This is a genomic window from Shewanella sairae, from assembly GCF_023283535.1.
Lineage (GTDB): Bacteria > Pseudomonadota > Gammaproteobacteria > Enterobacterales > Shewanellaceae > Shewanella > Shewanella sairae.
This window is the reverse complement of the sequence record NZ_JAKILT010000025.1, coordinates 46,655-70,483: the sequence shown is the minus strand read 5'-3', so window position 1 is coordinate 70,483 and position 23,829 is coordinate 46,655. Positions and strand designations below refer to the sequence as shown.

Genomic DNA, 23,829 nt, shown 5'->3' with positions numbered 1-23,829 from the left:
AATTACTTTAATAGTAGACATGATGGTTCGCCTCTTTGATTGCCTAACCCTAAGGTTAGCTTAGGGGTGAGGCGGACCATCTAATTAAGCCAGTCACTTCTGACTGGCTTTTGCCTGCTTTTATAATGAGAGCTTAGGGAATTAAATCGCCCAGCCGCCCATATAAAATGCCACTAAGCCGATAGTAATCGCTAACACACCAAGCTTAATCTGACGCCATTCACCACTGAAAATGCGGCCAATAACTAAGGTCACAAAACCTAGCATAATACCGGTAACGATATTACAGCTTAAAATGATAAACACAGCACAGGTTAAGCCTGCCATTGCGTCAACTTTGTCGTTAAAATCAAGCTTAGTTACATTGCTTAACATCAACAAACCTACGTACATTAATGCTGGTGCCGTCGCATAAGCAGGGACTAGATAGCTTAATGGTGCTAAGAACATCATTAACAAGAATAACAAACCAACGATTGTGGCTGTTAAACCGGTTTTACCACCCGCCGCGGTACCCGCAGCCGATTCGATATAAACCGCCGCAGGCGCGCCACCAACGGCACCTGCAAATATGCTGCTCACAGAGTCAGATGTTAGGGCTTTACCACCGCCGATAATATTGTCTTTTTCATCTAATAGTTCAGCCTGTCCCGCTACCGCACGGATAGTGCCTGTTGCATCAAAGATAGCCGTCATCACGAGTGCTAAAACAATTGGCAAAACCACAGGGTTTAACGCGCCCATAATATCAAGCTGACCAATAAGTGATTTATCAGACATCAAGTCTGGCAATGCAAACAAACCTTGATAAGTCACGCTTGGGTCGAAAATCAGCCCAAATACAGACAAACCGATAATGACCAGCAAAATTCCGCCAGGAACGCCACGGCGTTCAAGACCTATTGTTGCCGCAAGACCTACCACGGTCGCTATTACTGGCAGACTATGAATATCCCCAAGTGCTACAGGTAATCCAGCATCATTTGCAACAATCAGCTTGACGCTATTAGTCGCAATTAACAGTAAAAACAGACCAATACCTATACCAGTACCATGAGCAATACCTTTCGGTAAATTAGTCAGTACCCACTGACGTATGCCAGTAACACTCACTAATGTGAACACTATGCCCATTAAGAAAATAGCACCTAGCGTGACAGGAATTGAGATCCCTTGACCAAGCACCATGCTATAAGCCGTAAACGCGGTTAATGAAATTGCGCAGCCAATTGCCATCGGCATATTGGCCCACAAGCCCATTAGCAATGAGCCAAAAGCGGCGATTAAGCAGGTGGCAACAAAAACCGCGCCAGGGTCAAACCCTGCACTGCCTAACATATTCGGTACCACAATGACCGAATACACCATGGCAAGGAAGGTGGTTAAACCCGCGATAATTTCACGTCGTAACGTACTGCCGCGAGCAGAAATATTGAAATAGCGATCCAGAAACGAATCATTTGGAATTGCAGTGCTTGTTTGAGCCTGTTCAGACTTCATAATTGTTATACCTTTTGATCTCTTAAATTGGGCTAAACCAACTGAGGTAAGTTGGCGGCAAGGCTATGGCAGGTAGAGCCCCGACTAACAATATCGGGTGAGAGATCCACTTACGCCAACTTAAAGCGGCAGTGACCTGCGAGCAAAATGCCTGGTAAAATTTACTCTTACCAACACAGCCTTTGTTGGCGCGGAGTTTACAGCAATCGCCCGCAAGGAAATAGCTCACCACAGGCTTTTTTGACTCGTATCAACAAAAAAACGCCTACTGGACTCGGTGCAAGTCCTGTAGGCGTTAGATGTCATTCTAAGTCACACTTTATCGAGTTGACTCAAGATAGCCAATATCATTAAATCGCAGTTTAACGGCGTTTATTACCACCGAGTGCACGCTTTTTAGCCCGTTGCCGCTGTGCAGCTTTACTATTTTTACGACTCGGCTGTTCTATCTTAGTTAAGTCAGGCTCAAAACCAGTTAGCCACTGCTGCGGTAAGCGTTTATCCAACACTGACTCAACCTCTTCAAGTAACAAGGCATCATCTTCACTATAAAGTGTTATTGCCGTACCCGTATTACCTGCACGACCAGTGCGGCCAATACGGTGTACATAATCTTCAGCCACAAAGGGGATTTCATAATTAACCACCACTTTAAGTTCGACAATATCTAAGCCCCGAGCTGCAACATCAGTAGCCACCAGCACTTTAATTTTGCCTTGCTTAAAATCATTCAACACTTGTTCACGAGCACCTTGGCCTAAATCACCATGAAAGGCTTTAGTCTCAATACCTGCCGCTAACATATTTTGCGCAATCTGATCGGCAGTTTGCTTTTTACGACTAAATATCAGTACCTGATGCCAGTCATTTTTAGTGATTAAATGACAAAGCAGTGCGGTTTTACGGTCGCTATCGACAGCATAAACCACCTGCTCAACACTTCCTGCTGCACTGTTGGCTTTATCCACTTCAATTCTAACTGGCTTATGCAGCAGTTTTTTACTTAAATCGAAAATCGCTCCACTAAACGTGGCTGAAAATAATAGGGTTTGACGCTTGGCAGGCAGTTGCTTAAGGATTGCACTGATTTCATCCATAAAGCCCATATCAAGCATACGGTCAGCTTCGTCAAATACTAAGTGCTCAATGGTAGAAAGGTTTAGTGAGCCACGGCGAACATGATCGAGTAACCGCCCCGGTGTCGCCACTATCACATCGACACCAGACGCTAACTTAGCAGCTTGGGCATCAATACTGACGCCACCATAAATTACCAAGCTAGTGATATCTGTATTAATCGCATATTGGCTAACGTTTGTATTCACCTGCACTGCGAGCTCACGAGTCGGTGCTAATACCAATACTTTAGGCAACTTATTTTTAGCAGCTGAACTCGCCGATGTTTTTTCAAGTAGCAGTTGCAGTAACGGCAAAGTGAACGCTGCAGTTTTACCCGTTCCCGTTTGTGCACTAGCCATAATATCTTGGCCTGCCAAAATAGCAGGGATCGCCTCGGCTTGGATCGCAGTAGGCTGCTGGTAACCTTTTTGCGCAAGTACGCTGAGAAGTTTGTCACTTAAGGGAAGTGATGAAAATGACACGCTGACAATCCTTGAAAGAAACAGATAAAGTAAGCCGAAGTTTAACAGAAAAAACTACTAAACAAATATTCATCATCATTGCAAATAGCTAACGGCCGCCGGCTGAGAGCACTTGCCAGCTTGAGGTTGCTGTCAATTTAACGACCTAGATCACACTTCATAGCATCTTTGATTAACAAACAAGCTATAGCGAGTGTTATGTCACAGTATTAGCGAGCAAAAAATAGACAATAACCAGCCGCTTTTTACTGTCTATTAGGTTTTGCTGTTTAGTGTTCGAGTTATCACATCAAGGGTTATTATGGATCCAATCCTTAGGTTTTGTTTCAATGGCCATAGGTTGGTGGGCCAATGCCCAAAAAAATGATCAGCAATTGCTATCAGGCAACCTTATCGCATCAGGTCTTACCGCTGCTCACCTAGGATTACTCGGTAGCAATTTAGGCATGGTTAACCAACTCTTAAATCTATTGCGTTTTGCTTGCTGTCGCTACTGCAAAAAACTACGTAAACGCTATATGTTTTGCTTACCCGTATTGTTTGCCACCTTTGCACTCATTCAAGGGTTAACGCTTGCTCAGCATTGGAGTGAATGGGCTGCCGTTACGAGTGCCATTTTGATGAGTTTTGCCCTATTTTACTGTGTCGGCTCCAAGCTTCGCATAGCAATGCTGTTCAGCAATTTGCTCAATCTAACGCTATCTGTTTATCTTAACTCTTGGTCGGGGATTGCTTATCAAGTTGTGACTATCGTAATTTTAAGCCACAGCTTATTGCCACAAAAAATGGTTGAGTACGATACGGAACATGCAGTATAAGTAGGCTGATATTTAGGAAAAGCGTGAATGTACGACACTTTAAGCTTTAAATGCGTATAATCGTAATCACTTAAGATGCATCAAGATTAATTTGTAATAGTTTCACAACTAATAAGACAATACAGTAGTACAATACGCTGTGAACTCAGGGAATGATATGGACGATAGACGGCTGTTTTCAAGGGTAATGTTAACCACCGACGCCAAACTGAATTCTGCAAAACAGTGCTGGCAAACCCAATTGCTAGACATTAGTTTAAATGGTGCCTTGGTTGAGCTCCCTGAAGGAGTAACACTCAATAACGGACCTTTGATGCTTGAGTTTACACTTGATGATTCAGAGATCAGCATTCTGATGCAAGTGCGTGTGGTTCATCAAAAAAATAACCAGTTTGGGTTAGCCTGCCAACATATCGATGTTGAAAGTATTAGTCACTTACGCCGCTTACTAGAGCTTAACCTTGGTGATGCATCTTTATTAGATAGGGAACTGGAACGCCTCTTTGATTTAAAATAAAAAACACCGCAATTACGCGGTGTTTTTATATACCCAAGCACAAAGCGATCACTAAGCTAATTAATCAGCTCTAATAATTCGTGAATCGTCTTCACAGCAGTGATCTTGACCCCTGGGCTTTCCATCGATTTGTGATAGTTACGAAATGGGATAAAAATTTCAGTAAAGCCATGCTGGATAGCCTCTTTCACTCTAGGTACGCCACTATCGATTGGACGCACATCGCCATTAAGACTCAGTTCACCCATAATGCAGGTGGTTCTTGGCACAACAAAATCATTTAAACTGCTTAAAAGCGCGGTAACTAAGGCTAAGTCGATACAAGTTTCTGACTCATCGATTTTAAGACCACCGACTAAGTTAAAATAGGTGTCGTGAAAAATCTTAGTCTTAGTGTGTTTGCGCAAAATCCCCGTCAGCATTTTAATACGGTTCATATTTAAGCCAACACAAACACGTTGTGGGAACTCAGCTTCCGTCTCTGTAGTTAGACACTGGATCTCTAATAACAAATTACGGTTACCCTTACGGATACAGGTAATGGCCGCCCCTGGTGATTCAGTGCTAGAACCCGATAAGAAAATCTCACTCGGGTTATCGACACTTATCATGCCCCGCTCTGTCATTTTAAAGATACCCACGGTATCGACATCACCGAAACGGTTTTTGTTAGCTCTTAATGTACGGATTTGACCATCGTTGCACTCGATATGTGTCAAACAATCAACAATGTGGATCAGCGTTTGTGGTCCAGCCGTTTCATTGTTTTTATTAACGTGTGCAACTAAAAACATGGTCACGTTATTTTGCTTACAGTACTGAGTTAATGCCTGAGCACTGCTCTTAACTTGCGATGGCGATCCCGGACTACCATTAGCAAGATCGGTCACCACTGCTTGAATCGAGTCAATGACGGCAAACTTAATCTTTTTATCTTCAAGCTCGGCAATAATCGCTTCAACGCTAGTTTCAGCCATTAAATACAGATTGTCTTCATTGCAGTCTAATTTGAGTCGATTAACTCGGTTTTTGAACTGGGATAATGACTCTTCTGCCGTACAATATAATGACGGCATTAACTGCGACATACGCGACACGAGATCCGATAAAATAGTGGTTTTACCCGCGCCGGGGTCACCTGAAATGATGTTAACAGAGCCTGTAGTTAAGCCGCCACAAAGTACTCGGTCAAGCTCACCAATACCGGTTAGTAACTTTTGCGCTTCAAACTCTTCAATCTCTTTTAGCTTCTTTGAACCGCCGCCTACAGCGCCGGCGTATCCAGAAACTGAACCTCTAGCCGGTTTTGCTGTCGATATTTTAAGTTCACTAATGGTGTTCCATTCCTGACACGCACTGCACTGGCCTTGCCAGCGCGGGAAGTCTTGACCACACTCATTGCATACATAAGCTGTTTTGTTCTTTGCCATAGCCCTGTCTAAATCACATAAAATCGGTAAAGTAATGCCAATATTGGCCGATACTAATTAAAGTTGGGATAGTATTACCAATCAGTATAAAAGTTGCCTATGAGCCTATCAGCCATTGGGCTTTTTAGCATCCAAAAGAAGTGATTAATGACCTTAGATCTGCATAAAGCCTTAGTTGAACAGTTAAAGCCACTATTAATGGAACCTAATTTCGAGGAGTTGTTTGAACAACTGACCTCGAATGAGACCAGTTCAACACGCTTTTTGCTCAAAATGGAACTGAATAGACTCGCCTCAAAATGTACGCGTAATATCGATTTACGCAATAAAACTGAGCTTGAATGCCAAATATTTAATCATGAAGGCCAGCAACACTATCTTGACCTTCCTGCAAAAGAAAACTTCTTAGAGTCATTAGCCCTGTATAGAGATGAATATACACTGGGAGTTTATGAGCAGGTCATCGCGACTCATAAGCAGCGTATTTTAAAACAGCGTAATTCGAAGTCACTCACTCCACATGAAAATACATCAGCCTTTATCGCAAAAAGTGTTGTTTTAGGTAACTACTTTTCGCGTAGTGAAGAGCGGATGAACTACAGCATGCGGATTAGCGTCAGCCAAGGCCAGCAAACCCTTAATGGCATTACTGTTGATCTTTCAGTCGGCGGCGCACGAATACGCCTTGATGCCAAACATAGCTTAAAAAGTAACCAACCTATCAGAGTGAAGCTGCTAGAACTCAGTGATGAGTATTATCACCATGATCTGCAACAAGGTGTGGATTACCAAATTGTCGATATAGAGCAAAATAAAGAGTTCAGCTGGCTGAGGATAAAGCGTATTTCCGGCAGTGATGCTCTGGCAGAGATGCTCGAAAAATTGATCCGTGGCTATAAACTGCGATACAAGGTGAATGTTAATGATGTATTGGTGACAACCAAAGGATTAGGCTTTGAAAGGCAGTATTTGCCTCGTTTACCGCATTTGCCACTTTTCATCGAGAAAAATAGCAATATTGAAAACGGTCAAATCGAATACCACATCAGTCATAAATTACTGAGTAATGAAAATCAACCTATTTGCCAATACTTCAAAGATGAAGATGATATTAGCCAGCTCAGTGCGTTTCTCACACCTGACAGGCTAAAGCGACTGCTTAATTCAGCAGAAGATAGTGCTCATAGTCAATTTTTTAGCTTTACCTTTACCGCTCAGGGGGCAAAATATTTCTATTCTGCCAGCTTAGCCGAACTCAATGAGCGCAATTTACTGCCATTATTCTTAAGCTTTGCCTCAACAAAGCCAAGCTTTAAAGTCTTTCATATTAGTCATCAAGCGATTGATCATAGCCATGGCTACAAAAACTGCATTTTACCAGGCGATATGGGTCACTATTCCCCAGCAACAGAAACCCAATTAGCCGCATTTAGCCATGTTTTACAGGTTATTGATGTTACTAACCCTGATGCTGCTGAGCAGTACCAAAATTGGCAGCAATGCCACAGTAATGACGCTAACCCGCCAAGTGTTAACGCGTTAAAAGTGTTTGGACAACAAAAAATTGCTCAGCACACCATCAAATTAATTGCATTGCAATTTAGTGAACGCCGCAACGAGTCTCGATTTGCCTTTAAAACAACCGTGCTACTCAAGCAAGGCGACCTTAGTACAGTAGCGAGTACTGATGATATTTCTAGCCGTGGAATGAAATTGACAATGAGTCAGCCGATCTCTTTTAATGAAGCGGAACCGATTGCGATCAGTTATCCCAAACTGCAACCACTGGCAGGCAAAACATCACTACAAATGCTCCCATACCGTTTATTGAATACTCGAAAAAATGGTATCACTTTGCATATGTCCGCCCTTGTTGGACATACCCCACATTCGGGTGTTGAGTTTTTAAATCGTTTACTCAGGCATAACACTGAGAAGCTAAAAAAGCTCACGGAAAATAACCATGATGTAAAAGAGCTTGCCGACGGCATGAAGAACATTGTCATGCGTCAACTGGTATCTCTGCCCTATTATCTAGAGAGAACGACGAAATCAGCGGAAATATCGACGCTAGGAATTGGTGTCGAGCAAAATCATATCGCCAATATTTTTGCTTCACAACTCGACGACACATTAAGCTATGATCTTGCGCCACTTCTAGCCGATGGTAAGCTAAAACGTGATTTTATTGCGCCGATTCGCGCTATGAAACCAAAGAGTCATTGCTCATATTTTGAGGTTTTCGTACAACTGTCTAAAAAATCACAGGGAAAAATCAATGCCCATTGCATCAGTGACGTTGACCTCAAAGATCCACAAGAACAGCTTAACTTTATTCAGCGCAGCCAGCGTGTCGGCGACTTTGTCGCGTTGAGAGTTTATCGCGCTCATGCAGGAAAACCCGATTTAAACTATATTCGCCGAGAGCGGGAATACCTAAATGTACATGCCCCTCATAAAACCAAAAAACTTGAAGAGCAATTATGGAACATTATTGGTGTTGGAGAACTATTAGATATAACCAAAGAAGTGATAATGAGGTTTCCTGAGCTCTACTCAGACACTACCCACTAGAGCTACTAGAGCTACTAGAGCCATTAAGCTCAATGTTTAGAACTAAGCCTTTAATAAAAGCTTAGGTCCATAACTGGTTTTTAAGCACTATGCCAAAAACTAGCTCGGTTTATGCTTAATCACCCGATACATATATACCACGACCAGCAGGTTAATCAGTAATACAGCCACTGTTAGTAAACTCGGTTTAGTAAACAGGCCGTAGATCTCAAATGGCAAATAGATTGCCCCGCTTAATAACGCAAACCATTCAGTCCAGACCAATCTATGCCAAAGGCCGAACGCTTCAACAAAGCGGACTACCGCATATAACGCGGCGCCAGCCATTACTAAGCTAATATTATTCTCGGTAATTTTTCCGGCTTCAGTCACCACCTCCTGTAATAAGTGATTAGCAGGATTGAGATGCGAGTGACTAATCAGTACCTCAATAAACTGCTGTATGTTTTCCCCTGCTAACTTATGCAACCCAAAAATCACTAGCACGGATAACAAGCCTTTTGTCGCTTCAAGCATTGCAACGGCTTTCAAGCCTTTGTTCACTGTTAACATATTTACCTTTTTAGCTTAGAAAATCTTTTGACTTAACTCTGCCAATCAAGACTCTATTTTAAGCCAATATCGTGCTATTCGCGTGACATTAACCCAGTTTAATCTGGGCTAATTTCACAGCAATAATATGGCAAAAAAGCTGAATAAGTGAACTCTGATGAAGTTTTGATTAACTGAACATGTATTTTTATTAATGAAGACGAATAGTTAATTAGCATCGATTAATCCTGAGGTATAGTGCGAATTCAGGCGATTTAAGTAAGAAATGTGATGGCGACTTGACCGCGATCTAACATTCAACATCACAATACAATAATCTCCTTAGACACCCACTCAAACTATTGTACTATTCGCCAATAACTTTGAGTAACACGCCCATTTAGGAACACCGGCAATGCTAGATTCATTTGTCTCAGTTGTTACAGCTCTTTGGCAGCAAGACTTCGCATCATTGCAAAGTCCTGGCAGCGCAACCATGATTTACGTTTGCGTATTTACCTTAATTTGGCTAGAAAGTGCATTTCTTCCAGCCGCTCCCATGCCCTGTGACAGTGTTGTCATCCTTTCTGGTAGCTTAGCCGCAGCAGGGATCATAAGCTTTCCACTGGTGTTTGCCGCTTTAGTCATTGCTGGTGCAACGGGTAGCTGGATAGCCTTTATTCAAGGGCGATGGCTACATCGACTGCCTAAAATCCAACGTTGGATTGATGCGGTTCCCGAAAACCGCATGAAAACAGTTGATAAGTTACTGAATAAGCATGGTCTGTTAGCGCTATTTACCGCGAGATTCATTCCCGTTGTGCGCCCATTATTACCGCTAATGATGGGGTTACACATAAAAAAAGTGTCTAACTTCCATTACTTTGCATGGTTAAGTGCATTAATTTGGTGTGCGTTGTTACTTGGCTTTGGCTACGCATTATCATACTTACCAGAGCATATTGCCCGAGTCGTGACTATGGTGCTTATTATCGCACCATTTGTGACCTTAGCTATTGCAATCGTGAGCTTATTAAGCCGTTTTATCATCAATAAAAGACGTGCTAGAAAGCCTATCGTAAGTGACATTATTCAAGAAACTGTGCTTCCTAAGACACAGCCAGTATTGAAGAAAACCATTAAGTAATCGCTCTACTAAATAGCGAATACTATTGAATAGCTCTGTTATGTAACAGGGCTATTTTTTTATATGCCGCTTACTGAAAATAGATACAAAAAACCGCGAGCCATTATCAAATAGCTCACGGTCATTGTTATTGTTATTGTTATTGTTATTGCATTTAAAGCGCTAAACCCAAGAGCGACACTCATTCAATAGACTTGTCCTTGCTCACTTTATTTCAAATAGCGTCTCATCAATTCATAGGCTTGATTAACTTGCTTAAAATCAGGTTTCCCCTCTTTAGGTCGATTGTGCCTATCCATATATTGATAACCACCTTGAATAGCTGAAACATGCAAAATGCTATCTTCATTGACTAAAGCAAAGTCACTATAACTGGCTAAAATGAGCCATTTCCTTTTATCAATATCATGCTTAAATAAGTTATAGCCTGCGCTGTAATTTTCTACTGGACCTGTAGCACCTAAGTAGTTCTGCATCAGTGTCGGAACCAAATCCATATGGTCGGTAAAATACTGATTCACACTAGGCGCAAGATCAGCACCAAACATCATAAAAGGCACTTTTATTTGAGCATCTGTAAAGTTGCCATTATGGCCCCAGAAGTTCAGCTTATTATCGTTAATCTCCTGACCATGATCGCCAGTTATCACCACTAATGTATTCGCTAGCTCTCCAGACTCTTTAAGCTGATTAAGCACCTTACCAATAAGCGAATCATTAAAATGTACACTAGTGTTATAACGATTAAGAATAGGTAACCTATCAGTGTCATTGCTTAAACTTAAATAATCCATTCGAGGCACTTGTAGCTCAAATTTATGTGGATAATCTTCCGGGAAATCATACCCATGAGGAGAGTCATAAAATAAAAATGAGAATGCTGGACGTGTAGGGTCTTTGTGTTTATTCCACGCTAACCACTCTTGTGTGATTTCAATATCTCGACTTGGTTTAGTCTCACCTTTTGAGCGCACTCTTAAGTTAGGCACATCAACGAACACTGTTTCATCAAACTCCGGCTTCAATAAATGCGCCGAAGAAAATATGCCCATTTGATAATCCAGTTGCAGCATTCTGTCCATTAACAATGGTGACTGATGATTACGATAAAAGCTCTGCCAATAGGTTGCAGGTAAGCCATAAAACAAACCAAAAATTCCCGCTCGAGTTGCATTTCCAACTGAGTAATGCTGTTTGAAAATTTGCCCAGCTTGCGCGTACTGCCAAATATTGGGGGTGATTTCAGCACTAAAACTGTCGTGTCGCCAGGAATCAATTACAATAAACAAAATATTAGGCGGCGTAACGGGCTGATAGTTTACCGGTGATAAAGGGTAAGCTAGATTCGTACTAGTATCGATTTTCAATCTATTTTGTTGTGCTAATTCAGCTTCATTGACCAAGCCATATTTAAGCATTAATCGATTAGCGGTAGCAGGATAAAACAGAGGTAAAAAGCGGCTGAAATTAGTGATGGAGTTAACTGCATTCGCACTTGCCCAAATATGAGTCACATGAGTGGCAATCATGCATAGCAAAATAACACTGCTCACATACTTGCCTAAAGTTTTAAGCCCTGTCAGTTCTCGGCTCAATATAAGCCAATAAGCAGCAAGTTGCAGCGTAAATATCAGCAAAACCAGCATGACTGCAAACAAGTAATTTGCCAATGAGAACTCGACGATACCACCAGAGAGCACCATTTCAATCAAAACGGGTTGAATGTGAAAACGATATTGAGCAAAAACCTGAGTATCACAATATAAAATGACTAACGCTGCAGTAAAAATAGCCGCTGTCGATAACATGCGTAAAACAGTCGATTTTATTAAGCTAAATGGCAAGCTAACAAGACCGACTAATGCAGCAAGCAGTCCCATCTGACCTAGAGTGGCAATCGCAATATAACCCCACTCAAAAGCATTCAGACCTTCTGGCAAGTAATCAAAGTAACTGATAGAGACAAGATTAAATAACAGTATATTGACTAGCGTTAATGCTAAGTGAGGCTTTATTTGCGCGCGTAAAGACTGCATTTCACCGCTCCAACTACCCCAGCAAACCACATGGGGAGGATAAAAAGCGCGAATTCTACCCACTCACACAGCAGAATTAAGTGATAAGGATCACGATTACTTTAGTGACAGATAAATTATTAAGATTGCTGACTAGATTTGCATGATGCCTATAATTGAATGGCCAGAGGAAAAGAGCTGAAGTCTCGTTAAACAAAAAATCATTGCGGCCCTGAGGCCACAATGATTAATTAACACTTTAGTTAAACCCCTTCAGCCACTAGCTGATATAGCTCTGTCCGGCATACACCACGAAGTGTCTCAGTGCTAACACCCCTAAAATCGTGCTGCAAGATACAGTGATTAAGAAGCCTTTAGTATGACGCCATGCCTTAGGCGCAACCGTGCTCGCCAGTACTGGCACGACTAAACCTAAACCGACAACACCTAACCAGAATACACTTGCCCAAGTTCCGGTAGTAATCGCAGCGGTTGCTGCCTGCGCAGCAGGGCCAGAGAAGTTAAGGCCTACAAACAACAGTACTAAACATAATGCTTCGTTAAAGGCTACTGGATACTCGATACGGTGAACCTGCTCGATACAGTCTGACTCTTTCTTACTGAAGAACAGTGTCGCCACTAAGATGTTACCCGCTGAGCCAACAGATAGCGCCGATGCTAAGAACAGTGCCGGTAATACCGCCGTGTTCAGGATTGGGTAACTGATCATCGCCGACAGTAAGAAACCGGTATAAACACCGACTCCTAATCCGAGTGCAAAAATAAGCTTATTAAGACTATTTTCAACTTGGCGGCAAACTTTTAATACTCCCGCTAACCAAGGTGCGTACTGCAAAACCAGCTTTTCAAACACTAGCGCAGCAAACACAAACACTAACGGAATATAAATCAATAGCGCGATAACACCCCATGCCATCACAGAGGTTAAGTTGTAATTGAGCAGAATATGATAAAACTCAAACGGTTTGGTCAAGTCCAGTACCAGTAGCGCCATACCTAAACAAATTGCTACTGGGCCAATAACTGCTGCCGCTTTAATAACCGGTAAACCTTCTGTCGGCTGACCTCGACTTTGCTTGTACCATTTAAGACCAATTGCCACCAGCATAGAGCCAGCTGATAGGCCTGCCATAAACAAGTACACTGCGATGATCCAGTTCCACACTACCGGATCGTATTGTTCCATTGAGCCCCAGATATTGTTCATGCTGTGATCCCTCCTTTACGGCTAGGAATACGATAAACACGTGGCTCAGTGCCAAGGTTTACCTTTTGTTGGTAATGATTTTTGGTATCTAATACTTTGCGCACTTCTGAATTCATGTCGTTAGCATCGCCAAACACCAATGCTTGGGTTGGACACACAGTGACACAAGCTGGCTCTTCACCACGAGCTAAACGACTTTCTTTACAGAAATCACACTTGTCTGGCACTCGTGTTTCAGGGTTGATAAAGCGCACCTTGTATGGGCAAGCAGCAACACAGTAAAGACAGCCGACGCACTTTTTCTCATTGATAGAGACGATGCCATCATCATTAACGTAAGCCGCACCGGTTGGGCACACCTTAACGCAAGGCGCATTTTCACATTGCTCACACGAGACGCGGTTATACTTAAAATGTAGGTGAGGAAAGTTACCGTAAGGCCCTTCAATTCTCACCTGAATACGAGTCACAGACTCAGGCACATTGTTTTCACTGCGACAAGCCACGTTACAAGCCTGACAGCCAATGCATTTGTTTTCATCGTGTACGAGAACATAACGCTTAGTCATAATTAACTCCGATTAAATCTTGGCAATCTTAACGCCGGTAGTGTGCAGGTTCATGCCTGTTACCGGAGAAGTCACATGGGGAAGTAAGTTACCGCAATGCACACCTTTACCGGTGGCACGGGCAAGCTCTTTGTTCTTAGAGCCGCAGCCCATATAAGCAAATACAGTGTCAGGACGAATACCAGGCGTCACTAACGCATGGCCTTCTTCGGTGCCGGTATCGTTATAGATACGGATCTTATCGCCATTAGAGATGCTTAGTAGACCTGCGGTAATCGGATGGATCCAGACCGCGTTGTCTGACATCAAATTCGCCAGCATAGGCACGTTTTGGGTTGCGGCATTGGTGTGCACTGCCACCTTTCCTTGGATGAAAAACAGCTCGTCGGCCTTTTTCATATTCACTTCACGGTAACGGATCACCCCGCGACCTCGCGCCATCTTTTCTACTTTTTCCGAGCTCAACTCAATCTTGCCGCTTGGTGTCTTAAAGCTTAATTGGCTGGCGTAAGTGCCATCTTCATCAACCGCTTTAGCATTTGGATAGGCAGCAACAAAGTCTTTAACCATGCCACGTTCACGTAGCATTAAAGGTTTGCCGAAGCTGACAAATCCTTCGTCTTTAATTTTTCTGAGCAAATTAACATCACGCTGTACTTGGAACAGCTGCAATGTTTCCATGTTTTCCCATGGGAAGAACTGGCCTTGGCCCATTTCAGTGGCTAGATCTTTCCAGATCTGCCAGCTTGGCTTGGTATCACCTATGGTTTCAACCACGCGTTGACGCACATAGTAAGCAGGATTCTTACCTGACTTATCAGCAATCTCTTCATCGCGCTCAAGATAGGTCGATTCAGGTAGGAAGATATCGGCATAAGCGGCAGATTCACTGATATAGATATCGCAAGCCACAATAAAATCAAGCTTTTGCATCGTTTCTACAATGCGCGCTCTATCTGTCATAGTTTGCATCGGGTTGGTACGGCTCATAACCCAACCACGTAATTGGTAAGGTACCGCATCAAGAGTCGCGTCGAGAATAGTTTGATAAATACCACCCGATGACCATGTCATCGCATACTGCTCATCAACCATGTCGATACGTTTAGCATCGGTTTTTGGCATGCCATCAACGCCCGGCTTAGCCAAGGTTGGGGCAACATTATCGCCCGCGTATTTGTTGTAGCTTGCCGCTTTTTTACCAAAGTACAGACCACCTTTACGCTCAATATTTCCCACTAATACGTTGGCAGCATAAAGTGCGCGGCGCATTTCAAACTCTTCAGTGGTAAACGATGAACGGTGACCAAAATCCACTAGCGCATGAGGCGCAGCAGCGGCGTATTCATGGGTGATTCGGCGGATATCCTCTGCAGGCACATCACTCACTGATTCAGCCCACTCAGGCGTGTACGCTTTAACTTCTTTAGCGAACTCGTCAAAGCCCGTGACATATTGCGCAACGAACTCTTTATCGTATAAGTCATCGCTAATTAGTGTGTGGCAAATCGCCAAGGCTACCGCAACGTCAGTCCCTGGCTTAATTGCATACCACTCGTCAGCTTTATCGGCCACAATCGAGAAGCGTGGTTCAAATACGACTAGCTTAGCGCCCTTCTCCATCTGCGCATTCATCATGCCTCGGGTCTCAGACATGTTAATGCCTTCGTAGAGGTTATGACCGAAGTTGATTATGTACTTAGAGTTGCTTAAGTCGCGCTTGATCTTACCGCCAAACATCGCCTTTGCTGCAATCACATAACTGCCAGGGCAAGTTGATGCATGGGTAAAGGTATTTGGGCTGCCAAAGGCTTTGGCTAGATGAAATAGATGACCCGATAAAGAGCCTGATTTTGATGAGAAGGCAACGGTTTCAGCCCCGTGCTCGGCTTTAATTCTATTTAAGTTTTCTGCAATCGTACGGTAGGCTTCATCCCACTCAATTTCTTGCCAGTTACCTTCGCCGCGCTCACCAACACGCTTTAACGGCTTAACAATACGTTGCTTATCATAAAGCTGACTATGACCTGCGCCACCACGAGCACATACTGCGCCACCAAATGACTTGGCATTCTTGTTACCCAAGATAGACACGTTTTTACCATTAACCACGCGTGCCGAAATAGGGCAACGGGTTGAGCACATCTCGCAAATACTGGCAACCGACTCAGCGCTGCCTTGTAACTCTGAATGCCCAAGGGCGGCTAAAGAGCCCGGCAACGTTGCTAACGCGCAAGTTGCGGTGCCTGCTCCGGCCCCTTTGATGAAGGTTCGCCGATCTAATCTCATGATAACTCTCCCAATGACAATGATCCTTAGCGAAGCGCTGGATTAAGCTCGGGCTAACTGCGTTTGGCAATCAACCTACTGCTAAGGTTTTCATCATTGTTATTGAGCGAGGAGAAATTGAATATTGTGGTAAACCACATATCCGCAATCAGATAACCTCGTTTGTGAGGCAATTCACAGTTCAATTTTGCGCCAACACAGCGACTAAAATCTGTAAATTGTGGTAAACCACATATCGGTAAAAAGATGATTATTTTGTTGATTACCGCCCACTTTCAACGAAAATGAGCGGCAGGTTTGGCAGTTTATAACTTTAACAGCAGCTAGCCGTTTATAGCTCGATAGCTAACTCACTACCGCGCTTTTTAAGGTTTAGTGTCGCTACACAGCCTGTTTGTCCGTCGCTGCGATTAGCTAACATAAAGCGGCCATCATGATCTTTTATCACTTCATTACAGATAGCTAAGCCAAGGCCTAAGCCCTCGACTTTGGTGGTGTAAAAAGTCGCCATTAAAGTATCGGCCTCCATCGCAAGTCCCGGACCATTATCGACAATCGAGATATTAACTTGGTGCTCTTTAAAGTCGAGATCGATTTGAATTTTACCTTGGCGTGCATTATCCGAATCAGCAATCGCATCTAAGCTGTTTTTGATTAAGTTAATTAGCACCTGCAGTAGCCCCACTCTATCGGCAGTAATAAAAAACGGCTCTCCTTTAATGTGGGTGTTAATTTGTATTTCTCTTCTTGTCAGTTCAATTCTTAGCAGCGAGATGCTCTCTTCAACCAAGGTAAGAATATTGACATCAACCATCACCGCCTCTCGACGTCGCAACAGGCCGCGAATACGGTGCACTACCTCACCCGCGCGGGTTGATTGCTTATGGATCTTTTCTAGCAATTCAATACAGGCTTGCACATCGGCTTTGTCTTGTCCTTGCAAGCGCATGATACCGCCCTCGCTATAACTGGTTATGGCGGCGATAGGTTGATTTATTTCATGGGCAAGACCTGCACCAATCTCACCAATTATCGAAGCGCTTTGTAGGCGCTCTAGTGCTACAGCCTGTTGTTTGAGTTGTCGCTCTGACTCAATTAAGGAGCTACTTTTTTGATGAAAACGATACTCAATCCACAGGTGGTAAAGCGTGGCAATGGTAAACACCAAAACCGATAAAATACCCCAGTGACGATTATCTTCAAGCCACTGCTTAACCGAGTCCCAACGGCTGCTATCTGGCGACTTAACATGTAGATCTTTAAATAGTTTAATAACCGCTAACTGGCTAATGGGTGAAGTCCAACCTTTAAGCTGGGCACTCATTGCCGCTTCGGTATCAGGGGTTAAATCCAGCAAGGCTTGGGTAATGGCTTTGGTCAAATCAGTGCTCACACTTTCATTTGCTGCAAATGACCAATTAGGATACAGGTTAGTGCTGCATTGACACTCTATGCCCTCTGGTCGACTTGGATTCAATACACGGTAATCACCACGCCGAATCAAGCCACGTTCAACCATATCCTCTAAGGTACATAAAGGCGTGATAGCCGCATCAACATTGCCGTCTCGCACTTGATATAACAATGGATCGAGTGGAAAACCTAAGAATTTGGTTTGGCCAAAGTAGGTTTCAGGATCCATCCCTAAGCTATGCATTAAGCCAACTGTCGCTTGGTAACCCCCTAGAGCGTGGGGATCGCTGGCAGCCACTATTTTGCCTTTTAAATCATATAAGGTGCGATAGTCACTATCCGCTCGAACGATAATCGCTGAGCCAATTGCCGTGGTGGTGCCGTTATGACGCTTAGAGCGCATGGTTGCCAACCAAGATAACGGATACTGATTAGAGAGATAAAGATATTGCCCAGGATTGGTAATAATAAACTGGATTTGCCCAAGCTCCATCGCCAGATTTAGCGCTTCAAAATTACCTGGGTATACATGAAACTCAGCCTGCGGTACCTGCTCATTTAGGTACTCCATCATCGGCGTCCAGCGCTCGACCGCTTGCTGATGCCCCCAGTTAGCAAGCACGCCAACATAGAATTCCTGCGGCTTACACCAAGCACTCGTTGAAAAACAAATAATAAATAGGCACAACAAAATCTTAGGCAATTTCATTCCCTTAACACTCAATTAATAGCCTGCTAAATCACAATAGAACATAGGTTTTATCAGCCTAATTCAAATATAAAAATCCGCTAAAGCGCTGTGACAAATTTAAAGCAGATTGATTAGCAATAGCTTACGCTAGGCTGTTAAGTTAGCTACGTGACCCAATTCATGCTTTATGAAAAATAGTTAGCTAATTGCTGCAAACTGGGATATCAATCATTTAAGCATTGCTAAAATAAAGGTGTTTTGTGGAGCAGAAAATTGAAGGGCCAGTCTATTTAGTCGATGATGACGAAGCGATTATTGATTCTATTAGCTTCTTGATGGACGGTTATGGTTACAAGCTTAACTGCTTTAATAGTGGCGATAAGTTTCTTGCCGAGGTTGATTTAAGCCAAGCAGGCTGCGTGATTTTGGATGCGAGAATGCCAGGGCTCACCGGCCCACAAGTACAACAATTACTCACAGACGCTAAAAGCCCTTTATCCGTTATATTTTTAACGGGTCACGGTGACGTGCCAATGGCAGTTGATGCCTTTAAAAATGGCGCTTTCGACTTTTTCCAAAAGCCAGTACAAGGCAACGTCTTAAGCCAATCTATCGCTAAAGGCTTAGAATACAGTGTGCGCCAACATTGGAAATTAACTCACCAAGCGCTTATTAACACCTTGTCTGAACGTGAAACGCAGATTTTTGAGTTAGTCATTGCTGGCAACACCAACAAACAGATGGCGAATGACCTTTGTGTCGCAATACGCACTATTGAAGTGCACCGCGCCAAACTCATGAGCAAGCTCGGGGTAAGTAACTTAGCTGAGCTGGTTAAGCTCGCACCGCTACTTTCGCAGCAAAATCCTAATTAAGCTTAGCGATTAATTTTAGCTATCAATTAAACCGTTAACCGTTAACCGTTAACCGTTAACCGTTAACCGTTAAAACTATGATACCAATCTTTGATGCGGGGAAAGTGATCATTAACCGCATCTTTGTGGGTCAGCATGCCGCCATGATCATAGTCATGTTTAAAGCCCTGCTTTTTTGACAATAGCGTGTAATCGACTTGCTTAATTTGGCATTCTTGAATCATTCTTTGTACATCTGCCGGGTTGCCTAATACTTTGTCTCCTTTACCCGCAATAAACCAAGATTTAGGCCAATCAGCTTGCTTAGCGGCGCTGGCATAATCAAAGCCATCATCGCTATCAACCCAGTGCCCTCTCACCCATTCAATGGTTTGTCTTAACGAGGAGCGAGACTCGTTATCCATGCCCATCTTTAATTTATCTGCCGGCAAGTAACCACTTTTCCAAGCGATTAGCGGCGCTAACTGATTCCAAACCAGATTAACCGTCAACCACTTTTGCACAGATTTGACTTGAATACGGCGTTTACTGCCAAAGGTCACTAATGAAGCAACAGACTTTTGTAAGCTGTCATATCGGGCAATGGCACTGGCCATTAACACTCCGCCCCAAGAATGCGCGCACCAATGAACTGTTTTAGTGTTTGGATGCAGCGACAAAATATATTGCTGGATCAAAGGTAATTGCTCGCGGATCACCTCTCCTTGCCCTGCAGTAAAACCTCGTGCCAGTTTCGGCTCACTCAGCCCACGCCCTTGCGTATCCAGCACATAAACAACCACGCCCGCATCAGCCAAATAGCAGCCTAAGCCCTTGCCAGACTCACTATAAAACACTCGCCCATTAGACATTGCGCCATGTAGCATCAATACCGGCGGCTTAGTCATATCAACTTGTACAGGTGTAATTTGCCTTAAATGCAAATGACCATGTTTGTAGGGGACATAATAAGATTTTTGCTGAATATTCAAACCGGACTCTCTGGTTTTTCTTCCATAACCTACTGAAACAACGCGCTAAAAACAAGAGTAAAAACTCTAGTTAAACCTAAGCTTTGTGCAAGCTTAAGATCGTTTAAACACTCGCGTTTAATATCGCCTAGTTTAATCAATGCACTAACCCTTTTTTTAAACAAAAAAGCCTATAACAGATCCGTTATAGGCTTTAGATAAAAGTGACGACTTGATTTGATAAGATAGAAAATCAACGTACTTTGGGATGACGTTTTTACTCAGTCAAGTGCTCTCTCGTCAGCAACGCTCACCTCATTACTGCTATCTACTTTTGCTGAAATAGATACGGCAATGTCTTAAGATCTAACTTACTAATTTGCACATCGGCAGCTTGCGCGAGTTTTGGTTTAGCGTGATAAGCAATACCAAAGTCAGCAACTTCAATCATTGGGATATCATTAGCGCCATCACCAATCGCCACTCTTTGTCCCTGCGGAATTTGCCATTGCTCGGCGCAGTTAAGCACTGTATCGGCTTTAAATTGCGCATCGACCACTTGACCAGAAACGCTGCCAAGCAATCTGCCAGCATCAATGTCTAGCTTGTTAGCAAAAGCGGCATCTAAATCAAGTAATTGCTTTAAATGATTCACAAATGGAGTAAAGCCCCCCGATGCTACAACCGTGCGCCAACCGTGGCTTTTAAGCTCGGCAATCATAGGCTCTAGCCCAGGCATTAACGGCAGTTTATCGCATAAAGTTTGAATGATTTGTGCGTCTGCACCTTCAAGCTTGGCGACACGCGCACGTAAACTTTGCTCAAAATCAAGCTCACCTTGCATGGCAAGCTCTGTGACTTCACTGACCGCAGCACCAACACCGGCCATCTCGGCGAGCTCATCGATACACTCAATTTCAATCGCCGTAGAATCCATGTCCATGACCAATAAACCCGGCTGATTTAAGAAAGGCGTATTGGCCGACAATTCGAATAATTCAAGGCTTGAAATTCCGTTGACTTGCATCACCTGCTGGTTAGAAAGTGCTTGTTCGCTACAAACCTCTAAGCAATATAAACCAGTCGCGCGCTTAATTATCGCCAAACTAAGGTCTAAGTGAAGCGACAACAGCCATTTTTCTACCTCGCTGAACTCAGCTTGTTGTAAACTATCAGTCGTTTGCTGCAGATCAGCAAACAGAATTCGATAACGGAAAAAGTTTAGCGGGTAATCTGCTTCATTGTGACGAGAGAATCGTTGTTTCTCAGCAATAAAAGACGTGCTACTTTCAATGTTTAACCAAGCAAAAACAGTAGATTGACTCGAACTTTCCATTAGTTATAACTCTCCGGCTACCGAGTACAGGCAGAATCAATTATGATTAAGTCAGTACACAACATATTAAGGGTTTCAGTGTTCTATTTAAAAGGCCTAAGAAAAAGCCATCGAATAAGTCGGCTATTACAGATCGTGATTGCTATCGCATTATTCATCGGTCTTGACCAGTTGTGGGAAACTAGCCTACTACAAGGGCAGCAGCTTCTAAAGTCCCAAACTGAAAAGATGGCAAGATTGCTGGTTCAGCAGACCGCTTACGGGGCTGCACCGGCGCTACAACTCGAAAATGACGAGCAACTGCAGTGGCTTGCTCAAGCACTTGTGCTCGACCCTAAGGTCATGTCAGCCAGTATCTTCAGTGAAGATGGCATCAGACTGTCTTTTGCACAAAGCGTTGTTGAAGATGATTTAGATGCTGAATCTCCAGAGCTAAGCGCCATACTTGAGCAATACCCACCTTATGTTGAGGCCGTGTCTCAAGATGGTAAAAACTTAGGCTATGTCGAAGTACGTCTAGAGCCTAAATACTTCTTTAATGAGATTAAAGAAGCGCATCAGATCAATATGGAGCAACAACAGATGATGTTGTTGATCGCGGGTTTGATCGGTATGTTGCTATCTCGCGCACTCTCCTTTAAACGTGCTGATTTTGATCGACGTAAAGCCAGAGTAAAACTTAGAAGATTATTAGCAAAGAAAAAAGCGAAAGCAGAAACCAAAGCCGCCAAAAAACAAGCTGCGGAGTCGCAGAAACAAGCTAAAAGCTCTGATTCTATGACAATGCAGGCGCAGAGTACCGCCAGCACTCTTAAGCCTGAAGCAATTGCAGAAACAAGTTCTGTAATCAAATCCGATCACCTAGATGCTAACTTAGACGACAGCCTAGATAGTGACAACACTGTAAGTGACAATACTAAAAGCAAAGTCACTACAGAAACTGCGAATAATGAGCAAGATATTGTTGCGGCAAAGCTTTCTCCTGTGCCAGTTCAAGCTGAAGCAGTTAAATCAAACCCTAAGACTGCAGAAGTTAGGGGCAATACAGCTAAAGAATCAACCAGTGATGCAGGCGAGACAGCCACAAATGAAACGTTACAAGCTGACGTGACTTTAGGGGAAAAAACCACGACTGCAGCAGCTAAGCCAAAAGCCAAACCGAAAGCTAAGCCGCGTGCAAAACTGGTATCGACTAAAGCGAAAACAGTTAATAAAGCAACGACCGAGTCGGCTGAAATAACTGCTAGTGATGAGATACAAGCTGACTCGTCTTTAAAAACAAAAGCCACGAGTGCAGGAGCTAAGCCAAAAGCCAAGCCGAAAGCTAAGCCTCGAGCGAAACCGGCAACAGCTAAAGCGACTAGTGTGCGTTCTAAGCCGGCAGCAAGCAAAGGCTAGCCTGAACCCGGTGACTAAAACTGACGGCGACGCGGCTGAATCATAATCAGTCAATCATCACGTTTAGCCGCACAGCAATAAGACTGCTATTAGGTTTTATATAAGGCAGTCGCTTTTATTCGTTTATTTAAAACAAAAACGGACGCATGAGCGTCCGTTTTTTTACACTGCAGCTTAAGCTGCGAAGTTAACTATTACAGAGTAATAGCAGCTTCTAGTGTCATTTCAATCATTTCGTTGAATGTTGTTTGACGCTCGTCAGAAGTCGTCTTTTCACCTGTACGGATATGATCAGATACAGTTACAACACACAATGCTTTAGCACCGAACTCTTTAGCTACGCCGTATAGACCAGCAGCTTCCATTTCGACACCTAGTACGTCCATCTTTTCCATCACGTCAAACATTTCTGGGTCTGGCGTGTAGAATAGGTCAGCAGAGAAAACGTTACCTACGCGGTACTTAGTGCCTTTTGCTTCAGCAGCTTTAACTACTGCGCTTAGCAGACCGTAATCACAGATAGCTGCGAAGTCTTGGCCACGGAAACGCAAACGGTTAGTTTGCGAATCAGTACAAGCACCCATACCGATGATCACGTCACGTACTTTAACGTCAGTGCTGATAGCGCCACAAGTACCCACGCGGATTAGGTTCTTAACACCATAATCTTTGATCAACTCAGTCGCGTAGATTGAGCAAGATGGGATACCCATGCCTGAACCCATAACAGAGATACGAACGCCTTTGTAAGTACCAGTGAAACCTAGCATGTTACGTACGTCAGTGACTTGCTCAACGTTCTCTAGGAAAGTTTCAGCAATGTACTTAGCGCGTAGTGGATCGCCTGGAAATAGAACTGTATCGCCAAATGCACCGTCTACGGCATTGATGTGTGGTGTAGCCATCAGAATAACCCCTATTTATATTTTTAGACCGTTGTATCAACT

18 protein-coding genes are annotated in these 23,829 nt (G+C 43.4%); 6 read left to right on the top strand and 12 right to left on the bottom strand.

Annotation, left to right across the window (positions count from 1 at the left end):
• Positions 1-141: 141 nt before the first annotated feature.
• Together L2748_RS12105 and L2748_RS12100 are read right to left on the bottom strand one after the other, a co-directional pair.
• Positions 142-1,500, bottom strand: coding sequence for an NCS2 family permease (locus tag L2748_RS12105; RefSeq protein WP_220780330.1), 1,359 nt, complete (start codon positions 1,498-1,500; stop codon positions 142-144).
• Positions 1,501-1,862: 362 nt separating this feature from the next.
• Positions 1,863-3,101, bottom strand: a complete 1,239-nt coding sequence (locus L2748_RS12100; RefSeq protein WP_220780331.1) for a DEAD/DEAH box helicase — start codon at positions 3,099-3,101, stop codon at positions 1,863-1,865.
• Between the two features lie 272 nt (positions 3,102-3,373).
• Between L2748_RS12100 and L2748_RS12095 the strand changes: the two genes are divergently transcribed.
• Positions 3,374-3,919 carry a YgjV family protein gene (locus L2748_RS12095; RefSeq protein WP_220780332.1) on the top strand — a complete coding sequence of 182 codons (546 nt, stop codon included), beginning with the start codon at positions 3,374-3,376 and terminating at the stop codon, positions 3,917-3,919.
• 157 nt (positions 3,920-4,076) lie between these two features.
• On the top strand, positions 4,077-4,436 hold the full coding sequence (locus L2748_RS12090; protein ID WP_220780333.1) for a PilZ domain-containing protein: 360 nt from the start codon (positions 4,077-4,079) through the stop codon (positions 4,434-4,436).
• 56 nt (positions 4,437-4,492) lie between these two features.
• On the opposite strand, the gene radA is transcribed toward L2748_RS12090, so the two are convergent.
• Positions 4,493-5,866 carry a DNA repair protein RadA gene (gene radA / locus L2748_RS12085; protein WP_220780334.1) on the bottom strand — a complete coding sequence of 458 codons (1,374 nt, stop codon included), beginning with the start codon at positions 5,864-5,866 and terminating at the stop codon, positions 4,493-4,495.
• 147 nt (positions 5,867-6,013) lie between these two features.
• On the opposite strand from radA, the gene L2748_RS12080 reads away from it, so the two are divergent.
• The gene (locus L2748_RS12080) at positions 6,014-8,440 is read left to right on the top strand and encodes a PilZ domain-containing protein (RefSeq protein WP_220780335.1); all 2,427 of its coding nucleotides are present in this window, start codon (positions 6,014-6,016) and stop codon (positions 8,438-8,440) included.
• Between the two features lie 99 nt (positions 8,441-8,539).
• Here the strand turns inward: L2748_RS12080 and L2748_RS12075 are convergent, their stop codons facing one another.
• On the bottom strand, positions 8,540-8,992 hold the full coding sequence (locus tag L2748_RS12075; RefSeq protein ID WP_220780336.1) for a DUF2127 domain-containing protein: 453 nt from the start codon (positions 8,990-8,992) through the stop codon (positions 8,540-8,542).
• 394 nt (positions 8,993-9,386) lie between these two features.
• On the opposite strand from L2748_RS12075, the gene L2748_RS12070 reads away from it, so the two are divergent.
• Entirely contained in the window at positions 9,387-10,118 is a 732-nt protein-coding gene (locus tag L2748_RS12070; RefSeq protein WP_220780337.1) for a DedA family protein, read from the top strand.
• Between the two features lie 209 nt (positions 10,119-10,327).
• Here L2748_RS12070 and L2748_RS12065 read toward each other — a convergent pair whose 3' ends face one another.
• The 5 genes from L2748_RS12065 to L2748_RS12045 form a co-directional block, all read right to left on the bottom strand.
• Entirely contained in the window at positions 10,328-12,154 is a 1,827-nt protein-coding gene (locus tag L2748_RS12065) for a DUF3413 domain-containing protein (protein ID WP_220780338.1), read from the bottom strand.
• A gap of 259 nt (positions 12,155-12,413) precedes the next feature.
• Positions 12,414-13,361: an NrfD/PsrC family molybdoenzyme membrane anchor subunit gene (gene nrfD, locus L2748_RS12060; RefSeq protein ID WP_220780339.1), complete on the bottom strand. Its 948-nt coding sequence runs from the start codon at positions 13,359-13,361 to the stop codon at positions 12,414-12,416.
• Entirely contained in the window at positions 13,358-13,930 is a 573-nt protein-coding gene (locus L2748_RS12055; RefSeq protein ID WP_220780340.1) for a 4Fe-4S dicluster domain-containing protein, read from the bottom strand. Before L2748_RS12055 ends, nrfD begins: the two co-directional genes overlap by 4 nt.
• 12 nt (positions 13,931-13,942) lie before the next feature.
• Positions 13,943-16,219: a thiosulfate reductase PhsA gene (phsA, locus tag L2748_RS12050; RefSeq protein WP_220780341.1), complete on the bottom strand. Its 2,277-nt coding sequence runs from the start codon at positions 16,217-16,219 to the stop codon at positions 13,943-13,945.
• A gap of 331 nt (positions 16,220-16,550) precedes the next feature.
• Positions 16,551-18,341: a sensor histidine kinase gene (locus tag L2748_RS12045; RefSeq protein ID WP_246616115.1), complete on the bottom strand. Its 1,791-nt coding sequence runs from the start codon at positions 18,339-18,341 to the stop codon at positions 16,551-16,553.
• A 242-nt stretch (positions 18,342-18,583) separates the two neighbouring features.
• Between L2748_RS12045 and L2748_RS12040 the strand changes: the two genes are divergently transcribed.
• Positions 18,584-19,198, top strand: coding sequence for a response regulator transcription factor (locus L2748_RS12040; protein WP_220780342.1), 615 nt, complete (start codon positions 18,584-18,586; stop codon positions 19,196-19,198).
• Positions 19,199-19,260: 62 nt separating this feature from the next.
• Here L2748_RS12040 and L2748_RS12035 read toward each other — a convergent pair whose 3' ends face one another.
• Positions 19,261-20,169 (bottom strand): alpha/beta fold hydrolase, encoded by a 909-nt coding sequence (locus L2748_RS12035; protein WP_220780343.1) that lies wholly within the window; start codon positions 20,167-20,169, stop codon positions 19,261-19,263.
• Positions 20,170-20,476: 307 nt separating this feature from the next.
• Positions 20,477-21,484, bottom strand: a complete 1,008-nt coding sequence (gene serB / locus L2748_RS12030; RefSeq protein WP_220780344.1) for a phosphoserine phosphatase SerB — start codon at positions 21,482-21,484, stop codon at positions 20,477-20,479.
• Positions 21,485-21,526: 42 nt separating this feature from the next.
• On the opposite strand from serB, the gene L2748_RS12025 reads away from it, so the two are divergent.
• On the top strand, positions 21,527-22,882 hold the full coding sequence (locus tag L2748_RS12025; RefSeq protein ID WP_246616116.1) for a YtjB family periplasmic protein: 1,356 nt from the start codon (positions 21,527-21,529) through the stop codon (positions 22,880-22,882).
• Positions 22,883-23,076: 194 nt separating this feature from the next.
• On the opposite strand, the gene deoD is transcribed toward L2748_RS12025, so the two are convergent.
• The gene (gene deoD / locus L2748_RS12020) at positions 23,077-23,787 is read right to left on the bottom strand and encodes a purine-nucleoside phosphorylase (RefSeq protein WP_220761689.1); all 711 of its coding nucleotides are present in this window, start codon (positions 23,785-23,787) and stop codon (positions 23,077-23,079) included.
• Positions 23,788-23,829: the final 42 nt, after the last annotated feature.